Annotated in this window: 24 protein-coding genes; 6 read left to right on the top strand and 18 right to left on the bottom strand. The window is 60.3% G+C overall.

The genetic code is table 11. From position 1 onward, the window contains the following. The first annotated feature begins 40 nt into the window (after nt 1-40). From fnr to NA645_RS07600, 3 genes are read left to right on the top strand one after another with little or no spacing between them, the layout of a single operon-like run. Nucleotides 41-775, top strand: coding sequence for a fumarate/nitrate reduction transcriptional regulator Fnr (gene fnr, locus NA645_RS07610; RefSeq protein WP_256048264.1), 735 nt, complete (start codon nt 41-43; stop codon nt 773-775). Nucleotides 776-806: 31 nt separating this feature from the next. Next, on the top strand, nt 807-1,355 hold the full coding sequence (locus tag NA645_RS07605; RefSeq protein ID WP_256048263.1) for an adenine phosphoribosyltransferase: 549 nt from the start codon (nt 807-809) through the stop codon (nt 1,353-1,355). Nucleotides 1,356-1,357: 2 nt separating this feature from the next. Beyond that, entirely contained in the window at nt 1,358-1,969 is a 612-nt protein-coding gene (locus NA645_RS07600) for an SCO family protein (protein WP_256048262.1), read from the top strand. Nucleotides 1,970-1,992: 23 nt separating this feature from the next. Here the strand turns inward: NA645_RS07600 and NA645_RS07595 are convergent, their stop codons facing one another. From NA645_RS07595 to pdxB, 8 genes are all read right to left on the bottom strand, one after another. Next, nucleotides 1,993-2,700 carry a transporter substrate-binding domain-containing protein gene (locus tag NA645_RS07595; RefSeq protein ID WP_256048261.1) on the bottom strand — a complete coding sequence of 236 codons (708 nt, stop codon included), beginning with the start codon at nt 2,698-2,700 and terminating at the stop codon, nt 1,993-1,995. A 12-nt stretch (nt 2,701-2,712) separates the two neighbouring features. Next, nucleotides 2,713-3,486, bottom strand: coding sequence for an ABC transporter permease (locus NA645_RS07590; RefSeq protein ID WP_256048260.1), 774 nt, complete (start codon nt 3,484-3,486; stop codon nt 2,713-2,715). Further along, entirely contained in the window at nt 3,483-4,229 is a 747-nt protein-coding gene (locus tag NA645_RS07585; protein ID WP_256048259.1) for an ABC transporter ATP-binding protein, read from the bottom strand. The genes NA645_RS07590 and NA645_RS07585 overlap by 4 nt, the downstream gene beginning before the upstream one ends. A 108-nt stretch (nt 4,230-4,337) precedes the next feature. Continuing rightward, entirely contained in the window at nt 4,338-5,327 is a 990-nt protein-coding gene (locus NA645_RS07580) for an ABC transporter substrate-binding protein (RefSeq protein WP_256048329.1), read from the bottom strand. 183 nt (nt 5,328-5,510) lie between these two features. Next, the gene (gene recR, locus NA645_RS07575) at nt 5,511-6,110 is read right to left on the bottom strand and encodes a recombination mediator RecR (protein WP_256048258.1); all 600 of its coding nucleotides are present in this window, start codon (nt 6,108-6,110) and stop codon (nt 5,511-5,513) included. A gap of 144 nt (nt 6,111-6,254) precedes the next feature. Further along, complete coding sequence (locus tag NA645_RS07570) at nt 6,255-6,581, bottom strand: YbaB/EbfC family nucleoid-associated protein (protein ID WP_131648549.1); 327 nt, start codon at nt 6,579-6,581, stop codon at nt 6,255-6,257. Nucleotides 6,582-6,596: 15 nt separating this feature from the next. Continuing rightward, nucleotides 6,597-8,609 carry a DNA polymerase III subunit gamma/tau gene (gene dnaX, locus NA645_RS07565; RefSeq protein ID WP_256048257.1) on the bottom strand — a complete coding sequence of 671 codons (2,013 nt, stop codon included), beginning with the start codon at nt 8,607-8,609 and terminating at the stop codon, nt 6,597-6,599. A gap of 113 nt (nt 8,610-8,722) precedes the next feature. Continuing rightward, on the bottom strand, nt 8,723-9,868 hold the full coding sequence (pdxB, locus tag NA645_RS07560) for a 4-phosphoerythronate dehydrogenase PdxB (RefSeq protein WP_256048256.1): 1,146 nt from the start codon (nt 9,866-9,868) through the stop codon (nt 8,723-8,725). A 118-nt stretch (nt 9,869-9,986) separates the two neighbouring features. On the opposite strand from pdxB, the gene NA645_RS07555 reads away from it, so the two are divergent. Continuing rightward, a complete protein-coding gene (locus NA645_RS07555) occupies nt 9,987-11,375 on the top strand; it encodes an MATE family efflux transporter (RefSeq protein WP_256048255.1) in 1,389 nt (462 codons plus the stop codon). 15 nt (nt 11,376-11,390) lie between these two features. On the opposite strand, the gene NA645_RS07550 is transcribed toward NA645_RS07555, so the two are convergent. Further along, the gene (locus tag NA645_RS07550; protein WP_256048254.1) at nt 11,391-12,146 is read right to left on the bottom strand and encodes a sulfite exporter TauE/SafE family protein; all 756 of its coding nucleotides are present in this window, start codon (nt 12,144-12,146) and stop codon (nt 11,391-11,393) included. Between the two features lie 106 nt (nt 12,147-12,252). Here NA645_RS07550 and NA645_RS07545 point away from each other — a divergent pair, with 106 nt between their 5' ends. After that, on the top strand, nt 12,253-13,209 hold the full coding sequence (locus tag NA645_RS07545; RefSeq protein WP_256048253.1) for a LysR family transcriptional regulator: 957 nt from the start codon (nt 12,253-12,255) through the stop codon (nt 13,207-13,209). Between the two features lie 10 nt (nt 13,210-13,219). On the opposite strand, the gene NA645_RS07540 is transcribed toward NA645_RS07545, so the two are convergent. Continuing rightward, entirely contained in the window at nt 13,220-13,561 is a 342-nt protein-coding gene (locus NA645_RS07540) for a ribonuclease E inhibitor RraB (protein ID WP_256048252.1), read from the bottom strand. A gap of 301 nt (nt 13,562-13,862) precedes the next feature. Then, nucleotides 13,863-14,723, bottom strand: coding sequence for a polyamine aminopropyltransferase (gene speE / locus NA645_RS07535; protein WP_256048251.1), 861 nt, complete (start codon nt 14,721-14,723; stop codon nt 13,863-13,865). Nucleotides 14,724-14,891: 168 nt separating this feature from the next. Between speE and NA645_RS07530 the strand changes: the two genes are divergently transcribed. Then, nucleotides 14,892-15,824 carry a DNA-3-methyladenine glycosylase family protein gene (locus NA645_RS07530; RefSeq protein ID WP_256048250.1) on the top strand — a complete coding sequence of 311 codons (933 nt, stop codon included), beginning with the start codon at nt 14,892-14,894 and terminating at the stop codon, nt 15,822-15,824. Nucleotides 15,825-15,861: 37 nt separating this feature from the next. Here the strand turns inward: NA645_RS07530 and NA645_RS07525 are convergent, their stop codons facing one another. The 7 genes from NA645_RS07525 to aroC form a co-directional block, all read right to left on the bottom strand. Further along, nucleotides 15,862-16,053, bottom strand: coding sequence for a PLDc N-terminal domain-containing protein (locus NA645_RS07525; protein ID WP_256048249.1), 192 nt, complete (start codon nt 16,051-16,053; stop codon nt 15,862-15,864). Nucleotides 16,054-16,057: 4 nt separating this feature from the next. Next, nucleotides 16,058-16,267, bottom strand: coding sequence for a PLD nuclease N-terminal domain-containing protein (locus NA645_RS07520; protein ID WP_131648539.1), 210 nt, complete (start codon nt 16,265-16,267; stop codon nt 16,058-16,060). A 73-nt stretch (nt 16,268-16,340) separates the two neighbouring features. Continuing rightward, nucleotides 16,341-17,024: an acireductone synthase gene (gene mtnC, locus NA645_RS07515; RefSeq protein WP_256048248.1), complete on the bottom strand. Its 684-nt coding sequence runs from the start codon at nt 17,022-17,024 to the stop codon at nt 16,341-16,343. Nucleotides 17,025-17,026: 2 nt separating this feature from the next. Further along, nucleotides 17,027-17,572: a 1,2-dihydroxy-3-keto-5-methylthiopentene dioxygenase gene (locus NA645_RS07510; protein WP_256048247.1), complete on the bottom strand. Its 546-nt coding sequence runs from the start codon at nt 17,570-17,572 to the stop codon at nt 17,027-17,029. A gap of 82 nt (nt 17,573-17,654) precedes the next feature. Beyond that, nucleotides 17,655-18,275: a methylthioribulose 1-phosphate dehydratase gene (locus NA645_RS07505; protein ID WP_256048246.1), complete on the bottom strand. Its 621-nt coding sequence runs from the start codon at nt 18,273-18,275 to the stop codon at nt 17,655-17,657. Next, nucleotides 18,272-19,423 (bottom strand): MFS transporter, encoded by a 1,152-nt coding sequence (locus NA645_RS07500; protein WP_256048245.1) that lies wholly within the window; start codon nt 19,421-19,423, stop codon nt 18,272-18,274. The genes NA645_RS07505 and NA645_RS07500 overlap by 4 nt, the downstream gene beginning before the upstream one ends. An 83-nt stretch (nt 19,424-19,506) precedes the next feature. After that, the gene (gene aroC / locus NA645_RS07495; protein ID WP_256048244.1) at nt 19,507-20,598 is read right to left on the bottom strand and encodes a chorismate synthase; all 1,092 of its coding nucleotides are present in this window, start codon (nt 20,596-20,598) and stop codon (nt 19,507-19,509) included. Nucleotides 20,599-20,733: the final 135 nt, after the last annotated feature.

Here is a 20,733-nt window from a genome sequence, read left to right as displayed (position 1 = left end):
TTAATCTTGCACGTCCCGTAAGGTTTTTCAGGAACCACCGATGTCCGAGTCGATCAAGGTCCGTAGGCAGCCGCAAGCTCATTGCAAAGAATGCAGTCTTTCCGGCCTTTGCTTGCCGCTTTCGTTGAACATGCAGGACATGGATACGCTGGACGAGATCGTCAAGCGCGGGCGTCCGCTGAGAAAGGGGGAAGTGTTGTTCCGCCAGGGTGAGCCGTTCAGCTCGGTTTTCGCCATCCGCTCCGGGGCCCTGCGCACGTTCAGCGTCACCGACGCTGGCGAAGAGCAAATCACGGGTTTTCATCTGCCTAGCGAGCTGGTAGGCCTTTCCGGCATGGATACCGAAACCTATCCGGTAACCGCGCAAGCGCTTGAAACGACTTCGGTGTGCGAAATTCCTTTCGATCGCCTCGATGAACTCAGCGTGTTGCTGCCGCAGCTTCGCCGTCAATTGATGCGCATCATGAGCCGCGAAATTCGCGATGATCAACAAATGATGCTGTTGCTTTCGAAGAAGAGCGCCGACGAGCGCATCGCGACCTTTCTGATCAACCTGTCGGCCCGCTTCAGTGCGCGGGGCTTTTCCGCCAACCAGTTTCGGCTACCCATGTCGCGCAACGAGATCGGCAATTACCTGGGGCTGGCGGTCGAGACGGTCTCCAGGGTGTTTACCCGCTGTCAGGCCAACGGCCTGCTGGAAGCAGAAGGCAAGGAAGTTCGTATCCTCGATTCAATCCGGTTATGCGCCCTGGCGGGCGGAAACATGGACGCCTAGAAACACGGACGCCTAGTAGCGAGAGCCCGTTATGATTTTCGATGAATTTGCCATCAAGACACTGATACGCCCAGTCCCCGACTTCCCCAAGCCGGGTGTGGTATTCCGCGATATCACCCCGCTGCTGCAGTCGCCCAAGGCGCTGCGCATGGTGGCGGACAGCCTGATTCAACGCTATGTCGAAACGAATTTCAGCCATGTAGGCGCACTCGACGCCCGCGGCTTCATCATCGGTTCGATTATCGCCTACGAATTGAACAGACCGCTGATCCTGTTTCGCAAGAAAGGCAAGCTCCCGGCCGACGTGCTGGCCGCGTCCTACAGCACCGAGTACGGCGAAGCCTTCCTCGAAGTTCACGCTGACAGTCTTTGTGAAGGCGATTCGGTGTTGCTGCTGGACGATCTGATCGCCACCGGCGGCACGCTGGTAGCTGCTGCGCAATTGGTTCGCCGCATGGGCGCCCAGGTTCATGAAGCCGCCGCAATCATCGATCTGCCCGAACTGGGTGGATCACGCAAACTGCAGGACATGGGCATTCCCACGTTCACGCTCACCGCATTCGAGCTGAACGAGCGCTGATCATGTTCCGCAGGGCAACGAGGATTATCAGCTGCGCATTTTTGCTGGTGACGTTCGGCTCCACGTCGTTTGCCCTCGACCGCAACGCGTTACTCGATGATGCGAATCTGCTGCTTCTGCCGCGCGAGCGGCCGTTACCGTCCCTTGAGCTGATAAACGAGCAAGGCCAGGCCGTCAGCACCGATTCTCTTCGCGGACGCTGGCACCTTATGTTCTTCGGGTTCACAGCCTGCCCGGATATCTGCCCCACGACACTGAGCGACATGCGCCGGCTATTCGGCCAACTGCCTTCTGATGTCCGTGAACAGCTCCAGCTGGTGTTGATCACTGCCGATCCGGCGCGCGACACGCCCGAGGTGCTGCGCACCTATCTCGGTTACTACCGCGCCGAATTCCAGGGTCTGACAGGCGACATGGCGCAGCTGCAGAAACTGTCCAAGGCGCTGGGGCTTCCGTTCGTCCCGGCAAAGCAAACCGAAGGAGACTACAGCGTCAGCCACAGCGGCAATCTAGCCATCGTAGGCCCCGATGGCAGCCTGCGCGGCCACATCCGCGCACCTTTGAAGCTGGAGGGGCTGCGCCAGGCCCTGCCGCAGATCATCGGAGCCGAGTGACAATTCTGGCGGGAAAACCAGCCCTAGTGGCAATCCAAGGTGTCGGCTAGGACATAGGCCTGAAATGCCACTTCGTCGATCCAGTACTGAGTGGCTTCAACCAGCATCTCCTGTCCTTGCTCGCTTGAAAGGATCTGCTCGATGCGCTGCTGTAGCAGCGCATCGTCCGCCTCGATCCTCAGTGTCGGCACGGACTCTTCCAGCACGGGCAGCAGCCGATTGTAGCGACGCCATTCCGGTAGCGCGGCGATCTGCTGGAGCAACAACTGATCACCCACTACCGCCTGGCATTCGCCAAGCTTCAACCCAATCAATGTCTGCGCCGCACTTGGATAAGCGCGGGCAATGCCATCGAAGCGAGACACAACGGTAGCGGCATGAGTGTTCCCAGCCGCGATGCAGACGGGTGCGCCAGCAAGGTCAGTCCATTCGGCTGGCCCCGCTTCGGCCGCAGCCAGCGCCGCGATCTCGCTGGAGTAATAGACGGCGCCCGAGCCAACCGCTCCGATACGCAGCTCCGCCTGTGCCTGTGCGTCGGCGAGGTCGATGGCGCTCCCCAACGCCTCACCCAAGCTGGCAAGCCAGGCGGCCTCGAACCCTTCGGTAACCGCCTCCGCTTCAGTCGCCTTGAGCGGCCGATAATCGCCGACTAGCATCGCCTGCAAGGGTGCCGCAAGCGCACTGGCCGGCATCAGCAGCACGATCAACAACCGCAGCAGATGAGACTTCACGGCACCTCCTTCTCAGACGTACTGGTAGCGAAGCATCCTTTGCTTGAATTTTTCCAGCACCACCTGATCGATCAGCGTGGCAAGAATGGCGATCACCAGGATATTCATCATCACCCCGACCATGTCGGCGATCTCGCCGGAATAGGCCAGTGAACGCCCCAGTCCCTGCCCGAAGCCGATCAGCATTTCAGCGGAAATCAGCGCACGCCAAGCGTTACCGAAGGCCAGCTGGGCACCGGTAATCAGTTCCGGCATCACTGCCGGTAGATAGACGCGGCGCAACAGTTGCCAGCGCGACGCTCCCATCACCCGCGCGGCCGATACATGTACCGGCTGCACGCTTTCGGTGGCGTTCATCACCGACAGGGCCATTGGGAAGAATGCCGCCAGGGCCACCACCACGATGATCGGCAAGTTGCCGAACCCCATGACGATGAGAAATAGCGGCACCCAGGCGATCGAGGGAATCGACTGCAGGATGACGATGGCCGAGCGCAGGATCTCCCGGAAGAAGAACAGCACGCCCCCGACCAGACCAAAACCAATGCCAAACAGCAGCGCAAAGCCGTAGCCACTCCCGAGACGGCTCATGCTGCCGTATAGACCTTCGCGGAACTCGGGCTCTTGTACCGTGGCGAACAGCCGTTCGAGCACCGTGGGAATCCCTGGCATCAGAAACGATGGCAGGCTCCAGGCGGCAGCCTGCCAAGTCAGCAGGATGAACAGGACCGCCAGCACCACGGCGAGGTGTTTCTTCGGCCCGGTTAGACGACGAGGTTGACTCATGGCTGACCGACCTCCGTCTTGATGCCCAGCAACCGCAAAATCTCGGTGCGCTCAGCGGCAAATGCGGTGAGATCGTGACTCTTTTCGCAATGGGTGAAATTGAAGGTTTTCAGCACCCGTGCCGGGCGCGCGCTGAATACGAGGACATGGTCGGCCAGATACAGCGCCTCGTCGACGTCATGGGTCACCAGCAGCACGGTGGGCTGATGTTCGTTGATGAGTTCCAGCAGCACATCCTGCAGCGCCATGCGAGTCAGTGCATCAAGCGCACCGAAGGGCTCATCGAGCAGCAGTACCTCAGGTTTAGCGATGAAGGCACGCGCCAACGCCGTGCGCTGGCGCATGCCGCCCGAAACCTGATGGGGGTAGTAATGTTCGAAGCCTTCCAGACTCACCCGGGCCAACCAGGCAGCGGCTTGCTCGAAGGCACTGGCCTTGGCCACGCCCTGCAGCTCCAGCGCCATGGCTACATTGGCCTGCAGGCTCAACCAGGGATAGAGCGCATGTTCCTGGAATACGAGGGTGCGCCGCGGGCTCGGCCCGGGGATCTTCTTACCATCGGCCAACACGCGTCCTGCAGTCGGGTTTTCCAGCCCGGCCACCAGATGCAGCAAGGTCGATTTGCCACAACCGGAAGGCCCGACCAGCGCTACCAGCTCGCCCTGGGCAAACTCACCATTGAAACCCTTGATGACTTCCAGTTGCCCGAACTGCTTGTCTACTTCTTCGAATCTGAGCTGCATGAAAAACCTGAAAGAACTTCACCGGCAACGACCGGCAGGATGAAAACTGCCCGGCACGTGGCCGGGCAATGAGCGATCAGCGCCATTAACAGGTCGCCGATACGACGATTAGAGTTCGCGTGCTTCCTGCCAGGAAAGATCCAGGATCGCGCTGGTATCGAACGGCTTGCCGTCGCGAGTTTTCAGCGAACCCAGTTCCTGAAGGATATCGGCCAGCTCCTGGATGCGCGCCAGATCGGCATCGTCCAGTTTGGCGGTGAAATCCTGGGTCGCGATGGCTTCCTCGATTACCACTTCACGTGACAGCTCGCCACGCTCGAGCGTCTTGAGTGTCGGTTCGGCAATGAAGTAATCGGCGATCAGCTTGGCGGCTTCGGCCGGCTGATTCTCCAGCAACTCGATAGCCTCACGCTGGGCATCGAGGGACTTCCAGACGGCATCCTTACGCTTGGCCAACGTTTCGCCGGAAGTGATCACAACCATGCAGGGGAAAGGCCAGACCTCACCGATCTCGTAGATCTGCTTGACCGGCGCTACCAGCTGGGCGATGCGGTCATAGGGCTCGAACAGGAAAGCCGCATCGACCCGACCGGAAACCAGCGACTGCACCGCAACCGCCGGGCTAACGCCCATGATGTTCACGTCGCTGGGTTGCAGACCGGCAGACTTCAGCGTCACGCCGCGCAGTACCGAGTCGGCGGTGCTGCCCTCGCGCTGCGAAGCCAAGCTGTGGCCCTTGAGACCGGCCACATCATCGATACCGGTTTCGTTACGCACCAGAATCGAGTGATAACCCTGCTGGGCACCACCGACCACTTTCAGATCGGCGCCCTTAGAAGCCCAGGCGACCGCGTTGGTGAAGCCCAGGACACCAGTATCCAGCTGTCCGCCAACGATCGCCTTGATCAGATCGGTCCCGGAGCTAAATTCGACCAGCTCTACATCCAGTCCATGCTTTTTGTACAAGTCGCCTTCGAAGGCAACCATCGCTTGAGCATCATCCATAACCCGGATGAAGCCAACCTTGAACTTTTCTTGAGCTTGCGCGAAAGCGCTGAGTAGCAGTAGCGCAGGGACCAGCCAGTGTTTTGCCTTCATCATCAACCTCAAGCTCTTAGGCAGCGTTTAGTCATATAACCAAAAGAAAGTTTTCAATTCCCTTTAGTTATAAATCAATTCTGGCTTAGAACTTTACACGAAGTTATTTCTGAACGGCACTAGTTAACAGCCATAAGCATTAAACCGGACGTTATAAGTTGCTGAGATTGCGCTACGGAAAGATCAGAGCGTGATCGTCTTCCGTCCAGCCAAGGCGTGGGCAAGCGTGCCGCCATCGACCAGATCGAGTTCTCCACCAAGCGGCACGCCATGTGCGATGCGGCTCAACGTCAGCCCCTTCGGAATCAACAGCTGGGCGATGTAATGTGCAGTCGCCTCGCCTTCGACGGTCGGATTGGTTGCCAATATCGCTTCACTGAAACTGCCTTCAGCCACACGCACAAGCAACTCAGGGATACCAATAGCCTCGGGACCCAGCCCGTCGAGCGGCGATAGGTGCCCCTTCAGGACGAAGTAGCGCCCACGAAAACCGGTCTGTTCCACAGCGAACACATCCACCGGGCTTTGGACGATGCATAGCAGCGAATCGTCCCGCCGCGGGTCGGCACATTGCAGACAGACTTCATCCTCGCTCAACGTACGGCATTGCTGGCAATAGCCCACCTCCTCCATCGCCCGTGTAAGCGCTTGCGCCAATCGCAGCCCGCCACTTCGATCACGCTCGAGCATCTGTAGCGCCATGCGCTGAGCGGTTTTCTGCCCGACACCGGGAAGAACGCGCAGCGCATCGATGAGTTGACGAATAAGCGGGCTAAAAGACATGAGTACACCGGAGCGTAGATGAAACGACGGAGTCAGGAGAGGACGAAAGAAATGAAGCGAGCCAGGCACCGTGAGGGTCGCCTGCTTCAAGCGCCCTCACAGCTCATCCGAGCCGTACGCACAGGCTGGATGACATGACGATGGTCAGAACGGCATCTTGAAACCCGGCGGCAACTGCATGCCTTCGGTCATGCCCGCCATTTTTTCCTTGCTGTTCTGCTCGATCTTGCGCACGGCATCGTTCACCGCGGCGGCGATCAGATCCTCAAGGATCTCCTTGTCTTCTTGCATCAGGCTGTCGTCCAGGCTGACGCGTTTGACGTCGTGCCGGCCGTTCATCACAACGCTCACCAAGCCGGCGCCGGACTGGCCGGTGACCTCTGCGTTGGCCAGCTCCTCCTGCATCTTCTGCATTTTTTCCTGCATCTGCTGCGCCTGCTTCATCAGGCCGGCCATGCCACCTTTCATCATGGGATTTACCTCGGATCAGGGTTCGGAGTGTTCTACGGGTTCGATGGTACCGTCACGAATGACGGCGGCGAACTGTTGCATCAATTGCTGCACCACGGGATCAGCCTGGATCGACTGCTCGGCCGCCCGCTGACGCTCACCACGGCGTCGTGCCGCTGCCTGAGCGGGAGTTTCCTGCTGCGGCGTCTGCAACTCGATATCCAGCCGCAATGTGCGCCCGTGGTATTGATTCAGCGCCTCGTTAAGGCGTCGATGCTGGGTCGCGTTGAACAGCGCACTTTGCGCGGGGTCCAGGTGCATCAGCCAACGATCATCGTTCACAGAGACCAGCGTGCAATTGGCCGCGATGCTGCCGGTCAGGCCACCCAGACCCAACTTCAGATAAATATCAAGCCACTCGGCAGCCAGACCGGTAGCAGGCTCGACCGCAGGGGCCGGCGCGATGCTCTGTGGTTCTGACGTCAGGTCATCCAGCCCTTCGAGATAGGCTTCGGCCTGAGTTTCGACTTCAAAATAATCCTCATCGGTCAACGGCGGCTCGTCATCGTCCGGCTCGTTCACCTCAACGATTGCGGTCACATGCTCGGGCTCGCCAGTCGGCGCGATTCTCTGTTCAAGTGCCTCGCTTTCCACCGCTACTGGGGGCGTAACGGGGGGCTCATTCCAAGGCAAGTCGACGACCGGAGGAGCAGGTTCGGACACCAACTCGGGCTTGATCGCAGGAGTCGGAGCGGGATCGGGGCTGACTGACACCAGAGCGGTGACCGGCTCCGGTGGCGATGAAGAGACAACGGGCGTCGAAGGCGAAGGCGAAGGCACCACACGCGACTCAGGTTCCGGCGCAGCCGATGTTGCTGGACCGGCCACATCGGTTGGTCTGGAATCAGGCGTGGCCGGACTGATCCCCAGGTTCTTTAGCGGTGTTCGTGGTGCGTCTTCACTATCAGCCGGTCGAAACGCCAGCATGCGCAGCAGGACCATTTCGAAGCCACTGCGTGGGTCCGGCGCCAGCGGCAGATCACGCCGACCGATCAGGCCCATCTGGTAGTAGAACTGCACGTCTTCAGCCGGCAACGCCTGGGCCAACCCCAGCACCCGCTCACGATCGCCCTGGCCGTTATCCACCGCCTCCGGCAGCGCCTGGGCGATGGCGACGCGGTGCAGCACATTGAGCATTTCGGCCAGCACGCCGCCCCAGTCCGGGCCTTGCTCCGCTAAGTGCCGGACCGCTTCCAGCATGGCGCGTGCGTCGCCCTCCAGCAGCGCCTGCATTACCCCGTAAACCTGGCCGTGATCCAGGGTGCCGAGCATGCTGCGCACGTCCTCGGCCAGCACCTTGCCCTCACCAAAGGCGATTGCCTGGTCGGTCAGGCTCATGGCATCGCGCATCGAACCGTCGGCGGCGCGCCCAAGCAGCCAAAGAGCGTCTTGCTCGAAGGGTACGTTTTCAGCACTCAGTACATGGCTCAGGTGCTCGACTACCCGCTCCGGCGGCATGTTCTTCAACGAGAACTGCAGGCAGCGCGAAAGAATGGTGACGGGCAGCTTCTGCGGATCGGTGGTGGCCAGCAAGAACTTGACGTGCGGCGGCGGCTCTTCGAGCGTCTTCAGCAGCGCGTTAAAGGAGTGCGACGAGAGCATGTGCACTTCGTCGATCAGGTAAACCTTGAACCGACCGCGGCTGGGCGCGTACTGCACGTTGTCCAGCAACTCGCGTGTGTCTTCGACCTTGGTGCGGCTCGCAGCATCGACTTCAATCAGATCGACGAAACGGCCTTCATCAATCTCGCGACACACAGAGCACTCGCCACAAGGCGTGGAGCTGACGCCGGTTTCGCAGTTCAAGCACTTCGCGATGATCCGCGCGATAGTGGTTTTACCCACCCCGCGGGTACCGGTAAATAGATAAGCGTGATGCAGGCGCTGGCTATCGAGCGCATTGATCAGGGCCTTGAGCACGTGCGTCTGCCCGACCATTTCGCGGAACGAACGCGGACGCCATTTACGGGCTAGAACCTGATAACTCATAACACCATCGCGGGGAAAGCAGAGGACGGGTAATGCTAGCGGAGCAGGCCGCAAATTGCATCCGGCCTGTCGTCAGCCAAGCAGATGCAGCTCGCAACCAAGTCATCGTCGTGTCAACGCTTCAGGGTCGCGCCCAGTGCGCGTACCAACTGCTCCAACTGCGGCTGGGTGTCGCTGATCTCGACGTGCAGCCCCTCTATCTCTCGACGCGGAGGGTACTGTTTGCGCAGCAGATCGAAGCCGTTGCGACGTTGTTCGTCTTTGCCGGTCAAGCTTCGGCGAAACGCTGCATCGTCGCTACGCGGGTCGTAAACCGCTCGGCATATTGTCGCCAGCGCGTCACGGGGTGACGCCGATGCATCGAAGGACAGCCCACGCAACGGCGCGACCGGCATCAGTTCGGCCAGATTCACCGTGGGTGCCAGGCCTCTGCTGGCGCAGAATGCCTGGTATATCTGAGCGGTTCCGCGCAACTTACCGTCCAGGCTGTAGCCGGCGATGTGCGGTGTGGCAATCCGACATAACCTGGCCAGTTCGACGTCAGCCTGCGGCTCCCCTTCCCAAACGTCGAGCACCGCCTGGATATCGGGCCGTCTGGTCAGCTGCTCGCGCAGAGCTGCGTTGTCGACGACCGCACCGCGAGCTGCGTTGATCAGCCAGGCGCCCGGGCGCAGCTGTTGCAGACGGGATCGGTCCAGCAGGTGAAACGTCGAATGCTCGCCCTCCAACGTCAAGGGTGTGTGCAGGCTGATGACGTCGCATTCGGCAAGGATTTCATTCAGACCGACGAACTCACCCACCTCACGGGCCTGCCGCAGCGGATCACACACCCGTACATTCCAACCCAGACCGCGCAGCACCTCCACCAGTCTGCCACCCACTTGCCCGGCACCGACCACACCATAACGGCGATCAGCCAGCTCCGTGCCCTCACGCTCGGCCAGCGCCAGGAGACTGCCGAGCACATAATCGACGACGCCCCGGGCATTGCAGCCCGGCGCGCTCGCCCAGCTAATGCCCGCGTCCTCGAAATAATCGATATCCAGATGATCGGTGCCAATGGTGCAGGTGCCAACGAAGCGCACGGCGCTACCTTCGAGCAGCTCGCGGTCGACACGGGTGACTGAACGAACCAGAAGCACCTCTGCGTGTTCGAGCGACGCTCTATTGATGCTACGGCCAGGCATACGGCGAATCTCGCCGTGCTCGGCAAAGAAAGCTTCGACCAGCGGAATATTTTCATCGGCAAGGATGCGCATTGGCAGGCTCCGTCATTGATGGGCCCATTCTAGACCTCCTCGCAGCGCCCTGCTGCCTTCCGAGAACACCTCTCACGGCGTAGACTGAGCGGCTCTGTATACAATTGGATACACCTGAATGCCCACTGAGTCGAAACTCAGCAGGGTTCGCGTTGAATTGCGCACCCTCTTCGCTCTCGCTCTGCCCATGATGATTGCGCAACTGGCGAACACCGCCATGGGCTTCGTCGATACATTGATGGCCGGGCGCGTCAGCCCCCGCGATCTCGCTGCCGTAGCGCTGGGCAACTCCATCTGGGTCCCTGTGTTTCTGCTACTCACAGGGATCATTCTGGCAACGACACCCAATGTCGCGCAGCGCTTCGGCAGTGGGCAGCATGAGCAGATCGGCCCGCTGGTGCGCCAGGCATTATGGATGGGCTTTGGGATCGGGACGCTGTTGGCGATCTTGATGTGGAATGCCGAACCCGTGCTGCACCTGATGCAGGTCGATCAGACGTTGATTGAGCCGGCAATGGCCTATCTGAGAGCGGTGGCTTGCGGCTTTCCGGCGGTGGCCCTGTATCAGGTGTTGCGCTGCTACAGCGACGGCCTCGGACACACGCGCCCCAGCATGGTCGTAGGGCTTCTTGCGCTGGCATTGAACATCCCGCTCAACTACATCTTTATCTACGGCAAGCTTGGTCTGCCGGCCATGGGCGGTGTCGGTTGCGGCTGGGCCACTGCCGTGGTCATGGGCTTCATGCTGCTGGCCATGCTGTTCTGGGTCCGGCGTGCCGACTACTACCAACCAAACCAACTGTTTGCCCGTTTCAATTGGCCGGACTGGGCCGTACTGAGCCGTCTACTTTCCGTTGGTGTACCGATCGGGGTTGCGGTATTCGCCGAGGCCAGCATCTTCTCGGTCATCGCTCTGCTGATCGGTAGTCTCGGAGCAACTGTCGTCGCTGGGCATCAGATCGCGCTGAACTTCACCTCGCTGATCTTCATGATTCCGCTGTCGCTGGGTATGGCCATCACCGTACGCATCGGTCAGACGCTGGGACGTAACGCGCCGCGAGATGCGCGCTTCGTGGCGGGTGTGGGGATCGTTTCAAGTTTGGTCTATGCCTGCTTCTCGGCCGGCAGCATGCTGCTGTTCAGCGAGCAGATCGCCCGCATCTACACCACCGATCCGGCCGTAATCGCAGTCGCTGCCAGCCTGTTCGTCTACGCCGCGCTGTTCCAGTTTTCCGACGTGGTGCAAGTCACCGCAGCCGGCGCGCTACGGGGGTATCAGGACACCCGTATGACGATGATTTTCACGCTTTTCGCTTATTGGGGGATCGGCCTGCCGGTAGGTTACCTGCTGGGTCTCACCGACAGGTTCGGCGATCCGAGCGGACCGGCGGGATTGTGGCAAGGACTGATCGCCGGCCTGAGTTGCGCGGCGGTCTTGCTCACCATCCGGCTGGCGCGCAGCGCTCGACGGGAGATACGCCAGCAAGCGGGCCAGGCCACTGCCTAGCCGCCGAGATCCATGTCAGACCTCGAATGCCAACATTACCGCGCTCATCAGCAGGAACCCGCTGAAAAGAACGCGTAACAGGCGCTCGGGCAGCGCGTGTGCCAGTTTCACGCCAAGGCTGATACTGAGCAGTCCGCCAACGGCGAGCGGCAATCCCAGCGACCAGTCGACCTGCCCGTGGGTGGCATAGGCGAATAACGTCACAGCGGTGCTTGGCGCCGCCAACGACAATGACAAACCCTGTGCAACGACCTGCGACGTACCGAACACCGCCGTAAGCACCGGCGTGGCAAGCACCGCACCGCCGACGCCGAACAACCCACCCAGCGCACCGGCGCCAGCACCCAGCACGCCCAGCCAGGGCCATGGATGACGCAATTCGGTACTCCCAGGTTGCGACCGGATGAAAACGCGCAACAAGGTGTAGGCGGCCAGGGCGACGAGGAAGCCGACAAAAGCGATGCGCATGCGGCCAGCATCGAGCGAAACCGCAATGGCGGCACCCGCGATGGCAAAAAAGAAACTGGCTATGCCCAGCGCCGCGGCGTGACGCGGGTCGATGCGGTTGCGCTGGTGATAACGCCAGATGGCGAGCAGCACATTAGGCACCACCATCACCAATGCCGTACCTTGAGCAACCTGTTGATCCAGCCCGAACAGCACGCCCAGTACCGGAATCGCAATCAGCCCGCCGCCGATTCCGAACAGACCGCCAAGTGTTCCCAACGCCAAACCCAACACCACATTCAGCCCGAACCCGACGAAGTCCATGATCGCTTCCTGATGAAAACCGTAATGCTACTCACCGTCCTCTAGCAGGTACACGCACAAGCCCGCACAATGGTTTTGCGATTTACGCAAAAGTAGAGCACAAACAATGGATGCCAACGCACTCACCGATCAGTTCCGACTGTTTCTCGCCGTGATCGATACCTCCAGCTTTTCAGCTGCGGGCCGCCTGCATGGACTCACGCCCTCCTCCGTTGCCCGTCGTATCGATTCGCTGGAACGTTCACTTGCCTGCCAACTGGTCAGCCGCAACACCCATTCCATCAAGCCCACCGCAGCCGGGCAGGTCTTTGCCGAGCGCGCCAGACGTATCGTTCAGGAACTCAACCTGGCACGCGCCGAAATGACATCGCTACAAAGCACACCGGAAGGCCGCATCCGTATCGATGCGCCAGCGCCTTTCGGCCGCCGGCATCTGGCACCTGCGCTTGCGGAGTTTCTGCAGGCCTATCCGGGCGTCGATATCCAGCTACGCCTGATCGACAGCTTTGTCGATTTGCAGGGCGAGCACTTGGGCGAAGTTGATCTGGTACTGCGTATCGGCCCGCTGGCCGACACGCGGCTGGTCGCGACGGCACTGGCGCCGATGATACGCATCGCCTGCGCCAGCCCCGACTACCTGGGGCGGCGAGGCACTCCGATATCGGTTGCGGAGCTGCCAGAACATGACGGGTTGGATTGGGATGCACTGGCACCGACCCACGCTTGGCGATTCGAGCATGAGGGCAAGTTGCAGCTTTTACGGCCGAGACGCCTGCGGATGATCGCGAACAATGCCGAAGCGCTGCTTTGCGGCACCGTGGCTGGTCTGGGTATTGCGCATTTGCCGACCTGGCTGATCAGCGATCACCTGCTGCGTGGCGAATTGCTGCCGTTGTTTTGCGAACAGGGCCTGCCAGCGCCGGAGCCAAGCGGCATCTACGCCCTGCGCCTAACCAGGGAAGCCGACTCCCGCAGCCGGTTGCTACTAGAGTTTCTGAAAAGCCGGTTCGGCCCGGTCCCGCCATGGGACCAGGCACTGCAAAGCGGGCTCAGCTTTGGTTAAGAATGTGATATCAGACGGGGCAGCCGGATATTTCCTGGGTCACACCCCAGCCATCGACCACGCCACCCAGCGGCTCGATCAGATTTTCCAGATCCTGTTCGAAATCACCAATGCCATCGAAGGTGGCGTACATCACCTTGCTGACCTGTAGGTCCCAGGCGCCGTCGTCACGTGGGGCGATCTGAGCGTTGACGCATTCACCGCGAAATTGGCTTGCGGCGACAGACGCACACTCGCGATCAGGAAACACGGCATAGAACTCGATCGGATGGACGCGGGCGAAATCGAAACCGCCCTCTTTCATCCTCATCAATACGTTGCTGCTTACATCCTCATGGAAGGTGGCACTCATAAAACAACCTCCTCTCACTCATGGATGAAACGGTGGGGGGAATGGATAGAGTCTTGAGTCAGCCTCTTTGCGGATATCGACTGACTAGAGCCAGTCGCAAATACCTTTAACAGATAAGAAACCGCAACGGGAAAAAGCGTGCGGTATAAGCAATAGGCCTCAGCAGTCCTGAGTAGTTCGGTTCAGGCGCCGCATGCCGTCATCCAACGACATACGGTGTACTCATCGTTATCGGATGCATGAAGGACATCAAGCCAACCCGCACCCTGCAGCAAATGGGCTGCCGCAGGGCGCTAAGCGCTCAATCGTTGCTCGGCTTGCTGATGGCCTGCAACACATACTGAGGCAGCGCGAACGCGCCGATATGGATGTGTGGGTTGTAATAGCGGGTGACGATTCCGCTGCCGGCGAAACGCTGGCTCAGGGTTTCAAGCGTCAGTTTGCGACTGGCCGAATCACAACCGCCCCAAGCAAAGGTCATGGCCCCTCCGATGTAGGTGGGAACCGCCGCCTGGTAGAAATGCCAGTCAGGGAACAGCCCGGTCATGCGCTTGGCGGTGGTCTGCACTTCGGCCAGTTGCATGAACGGCGTGCCGTTCTGCGTGACCAGAATTCCGCCTTCGTTGAGGCAGCGGCGGCAGGCCTGGTAGAAATTTTCCGAGAACAGCACCTCGCCGGGGCCGATTGGGTCGGTCGAGTCGGAAATGATCACGTCGAACTTTTCTTCGGTGGTCGCAACGAAGCGCATGCCGTCGTCGATCACCAGGTTCAGCCGCGGATCAGCAAATGCGCCTTTCGAGTGCTCCGGCAGGAATTCCTTGCACATATCCACCACGGTGCCGTCGATCTCGACCATGGTGATGCTTTCCACGTCCCGATGCTTGGCGACTTCGCGCAGCATTCCGCCATCGCCGCCACCGATGATCAGCACGCGGCGCGCCAGGCCATGCGCCAGAATCGGTACGTGAGTGAGCATTTCGTGATAGATGAATTCATCGGCCTCGGTGGTCTGGATTACGCCGTCGAGGGCCATGACGCGTCCCATTCGGGCATTCTCGAAAATCACCAAATGTTGATGTTCGGTACGCACTTCATGCAGCATCTTGTCGATCTTGAAGCGCTGGCCGTATCCCTCGTAGAGAGTTTCCTGATAGTCGCTCATGGGGTGTCTCCCTGATGGATGGCGTAACAGACAAGCCGCCCGCAGACCGCACGGACTGCCCGTGGGCAAAGAGGCGCATTCTACTTTGGTCTCATGACAGGGGAAACCATACCGTTTCAAAGCGCATTCGGTGAAGACAACCCCATCAACGACGGCTATGGTCGGCCCATGACGCCTCTACACCTGCCCTATATCGCCCCCTGGAGCTGGACACAATTTCACCAGCACTTCGCACTGCGGCTGTTGCCTGGAGTCGAAGCGCTGGATGCCAACCGCTATAGCCGTACCGTTCGCATGGATGGAAGTGTCGGCTGGATCAGCGTGCGACCGTTGCCTGACCAGGACGCCATCGAACTGACCATGAGCGACTCGTTACATGAGCACGCGCCCACGCTGGTTTCTCACGTTCGCAAGATGTTCGATCTCGACATCGACCCGGCAGCCGTAGCGCGGCACTTCATCGACGATCCGCAGCTTGGGCCGCTGGTCGTTGCGAATCCCGGATTGCGTCTGCCCAGCGCTTTCAATCCCTTCGAACAGGCTGTGCGCGCCATCATTGGCCAGCAGGTCACGGTGAAAGCCGCCGTGACCATCACTCGACGGCTGATAGAGCGGCTCGGCAGCGAGCTGCCCCGCTCAACGGCGAGCAAAGCCGCCGGTTTGCTCACGCTGTTTCCCAGCCCGGAAGCGATCGCGCAGGCCCAACTGGACAATATCGGCATGCCTGGCAAGCGCGTTGCGACACTGCAACGCCTGGCGGCTGCGGTGGCAGAAGGCGCACTCGAACTTCAGGTTCAGGACGGTGCGGATGAACTTATTCGCAGACTCTGCATGTTACCTGGCATCGGCCCGTGGACCGCCGAGTACATTGCATTGAGGGGATTTGGCGAAGCAGACGCCTTTCCGGCCGCCGATCTTGGCCTGCTGAAAGCGCCCTTATGGGGGAGCGAGGGTATTACGGCGAAACAGCTATTGGCTCGATCGCAGGCATGGCGACCTTGGCGGGCCTACGCCGCGGTACATATCTGGCAGAACTACGGCGTCACGGCGAGGCAAACAAGACCGGATGAAAAAGCCAGGCCAACATCCTCGAAGAGCTAGTAGGACGGCCAACCGATCGAGACTTGGCCCGTACGGATCACAACCTGACCTTGGCACGGTGTCCCGCCGCAACGAACCACATGATCAGCCCTACAACCGGTAGCAGCAGGATAACGAGGCTCCAAATAATTTTTCGCCCCACCTCGATACGACTGCGCCACACCTGAACGATGGCCAGCACATCGCCCACCAGCACTACCACTGCCAGCAGAGCACTCCAGGTTTCCATGGGCTTAGGGTCTCAGGTTTCTGTCGTCGGGACGGTTACCACGCGGCCCCATGATGCCCCAAATGATCAGACCCAGTACCGGCAGGATCACGATAAGCAACACCCACATCGCCTTTTTACCGGTCGTGGCGTCGCTGCGCAGCACGCTGACGATGGCCCAGACATCCAGTGCCAGAATGAGCAGGCCGAAAATACCGCCGAAGGCATCGGTCATGGCAAGACTCCAATTACAGTGAGTACGTAATTAGGATGCCGGGGCGGTTTGAGGGTTCAGTAAGACGACCCGTTCAATAACGGGCCGGGTCGATCGCGGCAAAGCTACGGAGCGTTTCATGACCGGTCAGCTCGCCGCCCTCGCGGGCCAGGCCACAGGTATGCATGCCAGCCTGACGAGCAGCGTCCAGCTCTTCCAACACATCGGACAGGAACAGAATCTCTTCTGCCGGCAGGCCGATCGAATCGGCTATTCGTCGGTAGGATTCGACCTCACGCTTGTGGCCGCTGCCCGTATCGAAGTAACCGGAGAACAGTGGCGTCAGATCCCCCGCCTCGGCACACCCGAAGATCAGCTTTTGCGCCTGGATCGATCCGGAGGAGTACACATAGAGCGCGTAGCCCTGCTCGTGCCAGCGGCGCAGCGCGTCCACCGCGTCAGGGTAGACATGCCCCTTGAGCTGACCGGCCCGATAACCTTCGGCCCAGACCATTCCCTGCAGCGCTTTCAGCGACGTGGCCTTGCGATCGACAGCGATCCATTCCTGTAGGATTTCGACGACTCGCTCCACGCCGGCCTCCGGCTCGCCGCTTTCGCTGCGCACGGCCTCAATCTGCGCAGCCACCGTCGGCTCCGCCGCTTGCTTACGCACGAACGCCGGCAAATGCTCGCGGGCATAGGGAAACAACACGTCGAACACGAAGCTCACCGCACTGGTGGTGCCTTCTATATCGGTGAGGATGGCTTTGATCGGCATCTTCAATCCTCCAGGCGCGGGAAGCGGCCAGCGATGTCTTCGCCAGTGAATTGCGCGACCCAGCCTTCGGGATTGTTGAACAGGCGAATGGCCACGAAATGCGGGTTCTCACCCATGTCGAACCAGTGCCGGGTCCCGGCGGGCACGGAGATCAGATCGTTCTTTTCGCACAGCACGGCATAGACCTTGTCTTCGATATGCAGGGTGAAAAGTCCGCGCCCGGCGACGAAGAAACGCACCTCATCCTCGGCATGACGATGTTCCTCGAGAAACTTGGCCCGCAGCTCGGCCTTCTGCGGGTGATCGCTATTCAGGCTGATCACATCCACGGTGACATAGCCCCGCTCGCTCATCAGTCGGTCGATCTGCGGCCGATAGGCAGCGATCACCTCCTCCGGGCTGGCACCGGCGGCAAGCGGCGCGCTGGCCTGCCAGCGTTCGAGACGCACGCCGACCTCAGCCAATGTGGCGGCGATATCTTCGACATGGGTGAGCACCTTGAGTGGTTGCTCGGGAGCGGTGTCCTGATAGACGCTGAGAATGCTCATACTGGTTGTCTCCGAACCGGGTGCTGTCCCGGCTTCTCATCAATTATTCGGGCACGCGTTGCGTGCAGCAGAAAAGCGGCGGTCAGACACGCTGCAACATGCGCATCTTCAGTTCGCAATCGAACAGGAACTCGAACGCCTCAATCTGGCGCAGCGCATCAGTCATCTGTGCGCCCCAGGTATAGAGACCGTGCCCGCGGATCAGATAACCAACGCAGTCGGGGTGCTCGTCGAGCCAGGGCTGAACGCGCGCGGCGAGTCGCTCGATATCCTGATCATTGTCGAAGATCGGTACCACTACCTGGGATTCATGGGTCGCAATGCCGCTGAACGCCTTTTGCAATTCGTAATCGGCGAATACCAGCGAGTCACTCGGGCATACACGCGAGAGCACGGTGGCGTTGACCGAGTGCGTATGCAGCACGGCGCCGATTTCCGGCTGCCAGCGATACAGCTGCGTGTGCAGCAGAGTTTCCGCCGAGGGCTTCTTGCCCTTTTCCAGGCTGCGCCCGTTCATATCGACAGCCAGCAGATCATCCGCCGTCAGCTGACCCTTGTGCTTGCCCGAAACGGTCAGTAGCGCCTCGGCGCTGGTCAGTCGCGCCGAATAGTTGCTGCTGGTCGCCGGCGACCAACCGCGGCCATAGAGAAAACGACCCGCGTCTATGATGGCCTGCGACAAGTGTTCACGAGTGGCTGTCATGCCCGGTTCTCCTGCTTGGGGATGGCAATGATAACGGCTGCGGCCAGTGCCGCCAGGCTGGCGATGGCGAAGGTCCAGAACGGGCCGAGGCTGGCCCAACTGTAGCCAGAGTAAAGCGCTCCCAGCGCCCCGCCGACACCCGCTAGCGTCGCGTACAACGCTTGCCCTTGTCCCTGCTGACGGTGGCCGAAGCTGCGCTGAACGAAATGGATCGCCGCCGCATGAAAGCTGCCGAACGTCGCCGCGTGCATCAGCTGCGCGATCAGCAGCACGCTCAGATGATCGGCCAGCGTGCCGATCAGCAGCCAACGTATCGCCGCCAGCACGAAACTGGCCATCAGGACCTGACGCAACGAAAAGCGCGCCATCAGCGCAGCCATGATCAGGAAAATCAGAATCTCCGCGACCACGCCCAGCGCCCACAATAGGCCGATGGTGCTCCGGCTATAACCAAGCGCCTCGAGATGAATACTCAAGAAGGTGTAATAAGGCCCGTGACTGACCTGCATCAGGCCAACACAGACAAAGAATGCCAGCACACCGGGACGGCACAGCTGACGAAGGAAGCCACCCTGCTCAGCCAGATCCGGTCGTTGTTCCGGCGCGGCATTAGGCACCCAGACACTGGCGATGACGATGCCCACCATGACCACCATCACCGCCACGGGGTAAATATCCAAGGTCAGACGCTCGAACAGTGCACCAAGCCCCACCACCGCCGCGATGAAGCCGATGCTGCCCCACAAACGGATCTGGCTGTAGCGCGATGCCTGATCACGCAGGTGCGAGAGCGTGATGACTTCGAACTGTGGCAGCACGGCATGCCAGAAGAACGCATGCAGCGCCATGACCAGCACGAGCCAGGCGTAGCTCTTGCCGAAGAAAATCAGACCGAACGACAGCAGCGTGCAGAGCGCACCAATGCGAACGATGGCCAAACGCTGCCCGGTGACATCGCCCAGCCAGCCCCAGAGATTCGGTGCTAGGCAACGCATCAGCATCGGTATGGCGACTAGCTCACCAATGCGCTCAGCGCTGAAGCCCAGGTGATCGAAATACAACCCAAGAAACGGCGCAGCGGAACCGAGCAGCGCGAAGTAGAAGAAATAGAAGCTGGACAGGCGCCAGTAAGGAAGGGAAGCAGCCATAAGCTGAAAGCCAGAAGCTGGAAGCGAAACCGTGGCGTTAGGATGGAATTCCTATTTCCGGCTTCGAGCGTCCAGCTTCAAGCTCATCGCTGCCCTAACACCGGAGTCGTCACCCGCACACCGGCATTCTGACCACGATGCCGCAACAGGTGGTCCAGCAGGACGATGGCCATCATCGCTTCTGCGATGGGCGTGGCACGGATGCCTACGCAGGGGTCGTGGCGGCCTTTGGTGATGACATCGACCGGGTTGCCGTCGATGTCGATCGAGCGGCCGGGCGTGGTGATGCTTGAGGTCGGCTTGAGCGCCAGATGGGCGATGATCGGCTGGCCGCTGGAGATTCCGCCGAGCACGCCGCCGGCGTTGTTGGACAAGAAACCCTCCGGAGTCATCTCGTCGCGATGTTCGGTACCGCGCTGGGAAACGCTGGCGAAACCGGCACCGATCTCCACGCCCTTGACGGCGTTGATGCTCATCAGCGCATGGGCCAGGTCAGCGTCCAGGCGATCGAAAATCGGCTCGCCAAGCCCTGGCGGTACGCCTTCGACAACGACGGAAATCTTCGCACCGACCGAATCCTGATCGCGACGCAGTTGATCCATATAAGCCTCGAGCTCCGGCACCTTGTCTGGATCGGGGCTGAAGAACGCGTTCTGCTCGACGCTATTCCAGGTCTTGAAAGGGATCTCGATTGGACCTAGCTGACTCATGTAGCCGCGCACCTGAATGCCGAGAGTCGCCAGGTACTTCTTAGCGATGGCGCCGGCCGCTACGCGCATCGCGGTTTCACGCGCCGAGCTGCGTCCGCCGCCGCGGTAGTCGCGCAGACCATACTTGTGGTGGTAGCTGTAGTCGGCATGAGCCGGGCGGAACTGATCTTTGATCGCAGAGTAGTCCTTGGACTTCTGGTCTGTGTTACGGATCAGCAGGCCGATCGGGCAACCGGTGGTGCGCCCTTCGAATACGCCGGAGAGAATCTCGACCTCGTCGGCTTCCTGTCGTTGGGTTGTGTGCCGGCTGGTACCGGGCTTACGCCGGTCGAGGTCGCGCTGAAGGTCGGCGACGGTCAATTCCAACCCCGGCGGGCAACCATCGACGATCGCGACCAGCGCCGGACCGTGACTTTCACCAGCTGTGGTGACAGTGAACAGCTTGCCGTATGTATTGCCGGACATGCAGGGCGCTCCGCGATCGACCTAAACAAGGGGGCGGAAGTATACCCGAGCCGCCGCAGGTTTCACTGCTTCGGTGGCTGCGCATAATGATCGACAGGCGAACCAAGTGCTTCTCATCGCATCCAATCCGCTTCG

It is taken from the genome of Stutzerimonas stutzeri, assembly GCF_024448955.1.
In the GTDB taxonomy this organism is placed as follows: Bacteria; Pseudomonadota; Gammaproteobacteria; order Pseudomonadales; family Pseudomonadaceae; genus Stutzerimonas; species Stutzerimonas stutzeri_AQ.
This window is presented reverse-complemented; position numbering and strand designations above follow the sequence as displayed.